Source organism: Rhizobium hidalgonense (genome assembly GCF_002914525.1).
In the GTDB taxonomy this organism is placed as follows: Bacteria; Pseudomonadota; Alphaproteobacteria; order Rhizobiales; family Rhizobiaceae; genus Rhizobium; species Rhizobium hidalgonense.
Window position 1 is genome coordinate 122,597 of sequence record NZ_LODW01000050.1, and the last position, 7,135, is coordinate 129,731.

Consider the following 7,135-nt stretch of genomic DNA (forward strand, 5'->3'; position numbering starts at 1 on the left):
TTTGTTCCAAAGCTGCGCTTCTGACACCAAGCCCTTGCGTGACGATGCCCCTGCTCTGACGCCACGCGCCCATGCCTGCCGACGTTGCAACAACGCCCATCTTTCCCGGGCGATCTGGCGCATCAGTGAGTGCGCAAGCGTACGAACGAGCGCGTGGGGATCCGCCGAAAAGCGAATCATGATCATCTATATGGATCTGCGATCGAGGGGGTAGGCGTTATGGGTGCTGCGAGTTTTATGCCGGGCTGCTTCTACTGGGCAAAATCGTCGAGGTTTTTCGACGGAAAGATTACCGTTGTTCAGGTCTCCACCATTTTCGGCGCAGAGCCTGACTACTGGACACTGGCACTCCTTGGTACGGATCAGCACGCTATGCCGAGCGATTTCGAAATTATCGCTCCTGCGGAGATGCCGGAAGATCAGGCTCATCAAGATGCAGCCGAAGAGCGCCCACTGCTTTGCCGATCGCGATGAGATTGCGTTCAAGAGTTGTTCCTGCCAAGCGGGAGCAGGTATTACCCGTTAGCGACGACCCTCGGTTCTCGCAGAGCGAGATTATCGGGCGATATCGCTTCGACGTGTATTCGCTCAACCATTCTGCTCGAACTCAGACTTCCGTCCGATTGAAGATCAAAATATGTCTGCTATTTTTGCTCCTTGCTGATAATCAAAACTCAGCACGAGAAGGGTGCGTGCCCCTGATCCGGAGCACCCTTTTCAATCTCTTTCAGTAGGTGCTCAAGTTTCCGCCGCCGCGCGGCGCGGTATATTTCCATATTGGCTGGGTTCACACCCGTCGGCAAGCTTCTGGGTTCACACCCGTCGGCAAGCTTGACCCGGAATTGAATGCCGACCTGTGACAATTCCGCAAAACCGGCGGACAATCGTTCTTCCCGGACTGACGGCTGGTGCCATCGTCGCCTGGGCAAGCGACGGTGCTGTGGGATGGCTCCGGCATGGGCTGATGATCATGATCTCAGAGTTCACGGCGTTCCGCCTGCAAGGTGTCGGGCCGCACGGAGCGTCGCTTGGGAGCAGACCGAAAACCCCCGCACGACCCAACTCTGGGATTGGGTGGATCGCTAGGTGAAAAGGCGCGCGATCCGGAAGTGCTACCTCTCTCCCGCGATCCAATGCATTAACCTTACTGTCCTCCTGCTGTTCCCGTACGCTGCCGGACAAAAAAACGCCGTGTTGACGGTCTTTTCCGCCGCAGCCGGGTCGACAACCCAAAGCGACCTTTACCGTCGGCTACGATGCTTTGGACCGTGACGAAGTGATCTTTCGGAGAAATTGCCGAGATCTTCGCATTGGTCCTCGAACCTTGCGCGCCTTCAAAGTTCCCGCCGCCGGGAAACGAACCGCACACGCGATTGGCGGTTGTGGACTTCGCGGGTCCATTGCGCCTAGCATTTCCCTTTTGCTTGAATGCCAAGGGGCTGAAGTGCGGTTAGAGGATGGGCGTCCGATCCCCGGCATCGGTTCTGAATCAGATGTAGCCGGGAACTTCCACAACACACCGTTGTTTGTGGGCCTGGCAATGGGCGGCAATGCATCCTCGACACGGGGCATGGCAAAGCCCGCGTTACCAGCTATCGATGAAACAGCGGCAGGAGACAGTGATGCGCGCGCTCGTCTGGCATGGCAAGGAAGACATCCGATGCGACACCGTATCAGACCCGGAAATCGAGCATCCCCGTGACGCGATCATCAAGGTCACGAGCTGCGCGATCTGCGGCTCCGACCTTCACCTATTCCACAATTTCATTCCCGCGATGATGCCGGGAGATGTGATGGGTCACGAGATGATGGGAGAGGTCATCGAAACCGGCTCGCAGATGAACGGGCGTCTGAAGAAGGGCGACCGGATTGTCGTGCCGTTCACCATCAACTGCGGTGAATGTGACCAATGCAAACGCAGCAACTTCTCAGTCTGCGAGCGGACGAACCGCAACAAGGACATGGCCGACAAAGCGTTTGGCCACGCTACGGCAGGCCTATTTGGCTACACCCATTTGACAGGCGGTTACCCAGGCGGTCAGGCAGAATACTTGAGGGTCCCCTTCGCGGACGAAACCCACATCAAGGTTCCAGACAGTCTCACCGACGAGCAGGTGCTCTTCCTTGGCGACATCTTCCCGACCGGCTGGCAAGCGGCTGTGCAGTGCGACATCGAGCCGACCGATACGGTCGCGGTGTGGGGCTGCGGGCCGGTTGGCCAGATGACAATCCGCAGTGCTGTACTTCTCGGAGGGAAGCAGGTGGTCGCCATCGACTGCATTCCAGAACGTCTTTCCATGGCTGAAGCCGGCGGCGCGATCACAATCAACTTTCAAAAGGAAAGCGTCATCGAGCAGCTCAATGAGCTGACCGCTGGCAAAGGACCGGAAAAGTGTATCGATGCGGTCGGCCTTGAGAGCCACGTCTCGATGGGGCAACCGGACACGCTGCTAGACCGAGCCAAGCAGATGGTGATGTTGGAGAACGACCGACCGCATGTGCTGCGCGAGATGATCTATGTCTGCAGACCGGGAGGGATCATCTCCATCCCGGGCGTCTATAGCGGTCTTGTCGACAAGATCCCAATGGGTCAGGCCATGAACAAGGGCCTCACCTTCCGCATGGGGCAGACCCACGTGCGTCGGTGGACTGACGATCTGCTGCGCCGCATCGAAGAAGGTCAGATCGACCCGTCCTTTGTCATCACCCATACAGTCGGGCTCGAAGAGGGCCCCGAAATGTACAAGGTATTCCGCGATAAACAGGACAGCTGCATAAAGGTTGTTCTGAAACCGTAAGGAGGTTCCGAAATGACGTTTCTCACCAACATGACCCGTTCAGAAGGCGATCCGAAAGTCATTACATCTGGACCAAGTTCGCTCAGTTCTTACGATCGGCTGGCGCGCAATCTCGGTTGGTTCAGCATCGGCCTCGGGCTCGTCGAGATATTTGCAGCCGACAGGATTACCGGTGCGCTTGGCATGCATGGCAAAGAAAATCACGTTCGCGCTTTTGGGGTGCGCGAGATCACGTCGGGTTTCATGACGCTGTCTGTCGACAAGAAGGCCGGGCTTGCAAGTCGCATCGCGGGCGACGCGCTTGATATTGCCACTTTGGCAACGGCAATGCGGTCCGACAATCACAAGCGGGACAATGCTGCGTTTGCATTACTGATGGTTGCGGGAGTCACCCTTCTCGACATCATAGCCACGGGCGCCACGACAGCGCGGCGTAAAGTTCAAAAAGGTCATGGCCGCAGCTATGGCGAGCGCAGCGGCTTTCCGCAGGGGCTACAGGCCGCACGCGGCATGGCGCGAAAGCAGTTTGAAGACCAACAGGCCATACAGGGCACTGCAAGTGGCTTGACAAAATCAGGCGGCGGCGCCGGCGGATGAAGAGCGGGCGCAGGTCCATGCGAGGACACGCTGGAAGGCCCGATACTCCTAATCGGTGATGTGGTCGGCCGGCGACCTCCACTCGTCGCTTCCGGCAATCGGGCGGAGAGGTAACCATGGTTCTCGAACAAACCAATGGGTGGGCCCGGAGTGACGGGTGGGCCGCACTCGTCAGCTGCACCGAGCCTGGTACTGCAATAGGCGGGCAGAGGCGACACCTCTACGGATTTCGTGACCGCCCTTGCTGGTTGCCGGTCACAGCTTTCCCATCGTTGGAGGCGGCTGTTACATACGTCTGGCACCGCATCCTCTTCCAACTCGCTGGTCCGCGCACCGGTGCTGTCACTCTGAGCTTTCTCGCGCATTCGACCCTCGCAGGGAACAAATGTGACGGGATCTGAATTCGAAACACGAAGGCATAACTAGACGCACTCTCATCAAACCGGTCGCGTAATCATCAGCCAGATAATTCCCAGCACAGCAGCGAAGGCCGGAAAGCCGAAATAGAACCAGGTCCAAAACAGCGTGTGATATCGCGGCGGGAGCGGCTCACAATTCACCGCTGCGTCGGTTGCAATGTTGCGTATTTCCATCTGCATCCAGACGACCGGCAGCCAGAAAACGCCTGTCACAAGATAGAGAATGATCGACCAGACGATCCACCGGTCCCAGAGGGAATACCCGACATACCAAGCAAGCGCGATGCCGGTGATTGGCTGAGCGATCACGGCCGTTGTGGTGAACACGAAATCCGCAATCACCACGATCCGAGCGACGGCGGCCACGGTCGTGGCATTGCCGGTGCGATGCGCGACCAACATAAAGAAAGCGATGCCCGCGCCGGTGCCGAGAAGAACGGTGGCGCCGGCGATATGCAGGAACTTGAGCACGAAATAGATCATCGCTCCTCCAGAACTGCGAGAGCAACGAGGTGCAGCACGAGGATCGGCCATACCTTGGTCAGCGGCCCGAGCGGCGCACTCCATAACTCCGGTAATATTGCCGTGCCGGCCGCTGAATAGAAGAGCGACAGCAGGACAGCTGCAAAAAGGCCCAATCGTGCAGTGCGGCGCCAAGCGATGGCGCATCCGATTACGATGTCGGCAAAAGCCCCAGCGATCACGCTTGGTGTTGCCAAGAACCCTGCTCCGCCTGCCAGCATCAGTTCGACACCCTCCTCGAAACCTGATGTCAGTGAAATAGCCCCGGTCGATATCCAGAAGAGTGGCAGCAGCACAAAAATGACCGGTTTCAGGAAGTAGAGTTTGGCAAACCACCGCTCCTGAACCGAAACGGGGCGACGCGCCAAAGCCTCGTCCAATGATGCCGGCAGGATTCCCGTAGCGCCGATCCAATCCGTTGGATCACCCACCGCACCGCGGACAATCTCCCTTGCGGCAGTGCTTCGAACCGGCGGCCGCCATCCCAGCAACCCGGCACTGTCGCCGAGTCGATAGAGAAGGCTCGCGAGCGGGCGGGGCAGCAGATAGCGCTTGGCGGGAGGCCAGCCGAGCCACCTTCGGTATCGCGCTACGATCTCATGGAACTCAAGCTGTTGCGGCCCGACGATTTCGAGCGAGAGTTTCGATGGCGCGGCTTTGTCGACAAGGCGAAGGACGGTTTCGGCGACGTCCTCCAGCTGCACCACCTGAAGTTTCCCCGTGGACGGCATCAATGGCAGAAGCGGCAGCGCGGCAAGCCCGCGAAACAATGCACTCGAGCCAAAGGCCGCGTCGCCAAGGATCACCGCGGGACGCAGTATTACCCAGTCAAGATCGGTTTCCATTAAAGCCATGTCGCCGGAAAGCTTCGTGCGCGAGAACGCCGACGGCTGCTGCCGATCCACTCCGATCGCCGAGAAATGAAGCATTCGACGCACCCCAGATTGCTCGCATGCACGAAACAAGGCTCGTGGGCCGCGAGCGTGGACGCCGGTCATACGGTGACCCATTCCTTCCTGCAGCGCGCCCGAACAGTTGACGACTGCATCTATGCCTTCGAGCTGACGCAGCCAGTCGGCGGGACCTACGGCCCTTGCCACGTCGACTTCGACCCAAGCGCCGGGGTCTGCAGCCGGCCGCTTTCCAGGGCGAACCGCGCGGGTGACATCATATCCACCTGTCGCCAGCCGGGCGCAGACCGCGCTGCCAACCAGTCCCGTTGCGCCGATGACTAAAATTTTCATGCTTGCGGCCTTCGCGATCAAAAGCTCCGAACTTCTGCGTGCGCCAATCGTTCCGGTGTTCGCAGCGAGCGGTTCATCGGAAATGCGAGCTCAACTTTCCTGCATTTGCCGGAGGCGGTTATGCACCGCAACGGCTGCTATTTCGCCTTGAGCCATCGACACCCCAAGCTGATTCAGACCTGTCACAACGTCGCCGACCGCATATAGTCCCGGCACCCGGGTGGCCTGATGTGCATCAACTTTTATCCGACGATCTTCCTCGAGATCAGCCCCCAATTGCTTCGCCAACTCCGAGCGCGGGCGAATCCCCAATGCGGAATAGAGCACCACCCCTGTCATGGTGGGTGAGGCATTCATGACGAGGTCAACGGTGCCTTTCTCGCGACGCACGCACCCTGTCAACTTCTCGCGACGCAGGGCGACACCGTCAGCAATAAGGCGAGACATGGTTGCGGCGCTGAAGTTCGTTCTTTCGCCGAGCGTCACGATTGTTATCTCGCGCGTGAACGATCGGAGAAAGCCGGCTTCCGAAGCGGCGCCCTCTGTCGTGCCGATGATGACGACTGGTCGCCCAGCGATTTCGTACCCATCGCAAATCGGGCAGAAGCGCAGATGCCCCGAGCGGGTGAGACGCTCGGCGTCCTCAATCGGCGGCAGATTATCTTCGACGCCGGTCGCGACGATGACATTTTTGGCGCGCACGTGGCAGCCTGCGTAGTCAACGATGAAGCCCGCAGTAGCGTCGTTTCGCACCTGCGATACCGCCTCTGCCACGATCGCTATACGAAGGTTCTGCAGCTGCCTTCTCATGCGTCTCGACAATTCGCCACCCTCAATACCTTCGGGGAAAGCCGGATGATTTCGCGAGAGCGGAATAAGCAGCGCGCGGCTGCGACCAGAGTCGACGACGAGAACGCTGCGGTTCAACCTCCCAAGATAGAGGGCGGCTGACATGCCACCAGGCCCGGCCCCTATCACGAGGGCATCCAGCTCTGCCAGCGTGTTCGCCATCGTTCGATTTCCTCCGAAAAACCCGGCACCCCAACCTCGCCAAGGCTTCGCAGTTCCCGGAGATTCGATGCGAGACGTCAAGAGGGTTGCTGTTGGTGGAATTTTCTGTAGCTGCTCATTGGTAAAGCTTATTTGGCGGGCCAGCACGATCGGGAGATCCGGAATACGTGCTCAGTGACGACCATCGGCATCCTTGCTCGTTCAAATGCGATGGCTGCTAGCTCTTCTGATCAGCCAAGGCGGCTTTTCCACGATGCCGACGGTAAGTCTCCGTGCAATTTTTTTGTTAGATGGCTCGCATGCTTCCACGCTTCATAAGGCGCCGACAAGTAACGTCACGCGCGATGCTTTGTTTCTCAGGCTGATCATCTTTTCAGCTCACATCGATGGGCCTCCGTACAGAAAGATTGCAGCTTCGATGGTAATGCGGCGATGTCCGGTATAGTGTTGAGAAAGTCATCAGCTCGTGACCTGGTGGATCCGGTGCAACATGATCATGAACCCCTTTTCCAATTCCAGCCGCGCCCGAGAACGCTTTCTCGAA

The 7,135-nt window shown here is 58.5% G+C and carries 6 protein-coding genes; 3 read left to right on the plus strand and 3 right to left on the minus strand.

Annotation, left to right across the window (positions count from 1 at the left end; genetic code table 11):
• Positions 1 to 219: 219 nt before the first annotated feature.
• From ATY29_RS13455 to ATY29_RS13470, 3 genes are all read left to right on the plus strand, one after another.
• Positions 220 to 474, plus strand: a complete 255-nt coding sequence (locus tag ATY29_RS13455) for a hypothetical protein (RefSeq protein WP_097536618.1) — start codon at positions 220 to 222, stop codon at positions 472 to 474.
• A gap of 1,148 nt (positions 475 to 1,622) precedes the next feature.
• The gene (locus ATY29_RS13465; protein ID WP_097536620.1) at positions 1,623 to 2,798 is read left to right on the plus strand and encodes a zinc-dependent alcohol dehydrogenase; all 1,176 of its coding nucleotides are present in this window, start codon (positions 1,623 to 1,625) and stop codon (positions 2,796 to 2,798) included.
• A 12-nt stretch (positions 2,799 to 2,810) separates the two neighbouring features.
• Positions 2,811 to 3,395, plus strand: coding sequence for a hypothetical protein (locus tag ATY29_RS13470; protein WP_097536621.1), 585 nt, complete (start codon positions 2,811 to 2,813; stop codon positions 3,393 to 3,395).
• A 437-nt stretch (positions 3,396 to 3,832) separates the two neighbouring features.
• Here the strand turns inward: ATY29_RS13470 and ATY29_RS13480 are convergent, their stop codons facing one another.
• From ATY29_RS13480 to ATY29_RS13490, 3 genes are all read right to left on the minus strand, one after another.
• The gene (locus ATY29_RS13480; protein WP_097536622.1) at positions 3,833 to 4,297 is read right to left on the minus strand and encodes a DUF2269 family protein; all 465 of its coding nucleotides are present in this window, start codon (positions 4,295 to 4,297) and stop codon (positions 3,833 to 3,835) included.
• Positions 4,294 to 5,580, minus strand: a complete 1,287-nt coding sequence (locus ATY29_RS13485; RefSeq protein ID WP_097536638.1) for an SDR family oxidoreductase — start codon at positions 5,578 to 5,580, stop codon at positions 4,294 to 4,296. Before ATY29_RS13485 ends, ATY29_RS13480 begins: the two co-directional genes overlap by 4 nt.
• 90 nt (positions 5,581 to 5,670) lie before the next feature.
• On the minus strand, positions 5,671 to 6,591 hold the full coding sequence (locus ATY29_RS13490; RefSeq protein WP_097536623.1) for an NAD(P)/FAD-dependent oxidoreductase: 921 nt from the start codon (positions 6,589 to 6,591) through the stop codon (positions 5,671 to 5,673).
• Positions 6,592 to 7,135: the final 544 nt, after the last annotated feature.

Coding starts and splice junctions, on each gene's coding strand:
- ATY29_RS13455 (WP_097536618.1), top strand. CDS start 220: ATGGGTGCTGCGAGTTTTATGCCGGGCTGCTTCTACTGGGCAAAATCG.
- ATY29_RS13465 (WP_097536620.1), top strand. CDS start 1,623: ATGCGCGCGCTCGTCTGGCATGGCAAGGAAGACATCCGATGCGACACC.
- ATY29_RS13470 (WP_097536621.1), top strand. CDS start 2,811: ATGACGTTTCTCACCAACATGACCCGTTCAGAAGGCGATCCGAAAGTC.
- ATY29_RS13480 (WP_097536622.1), bottom strand. CDS start 4,297: ATGATCTATTTCGTGCTCAAGTTCCTGCATATCGCCGGCGCCACCGTT.
- ATY29_RS13485 (WP_097536638.1), bottom strand. CDS start 5,580: ATGAAAATTTTAGTCATCGGCGCAACGGGACTGGTTGGCAGCGCGGTC.
- ATY29_RS13490 (WP_097536623.1), bottom strand. CDS start 6,591: ATGGCGAACACGCTGGCAGAGCTGGATGCCCTCGTGATAGGGGCCGGG.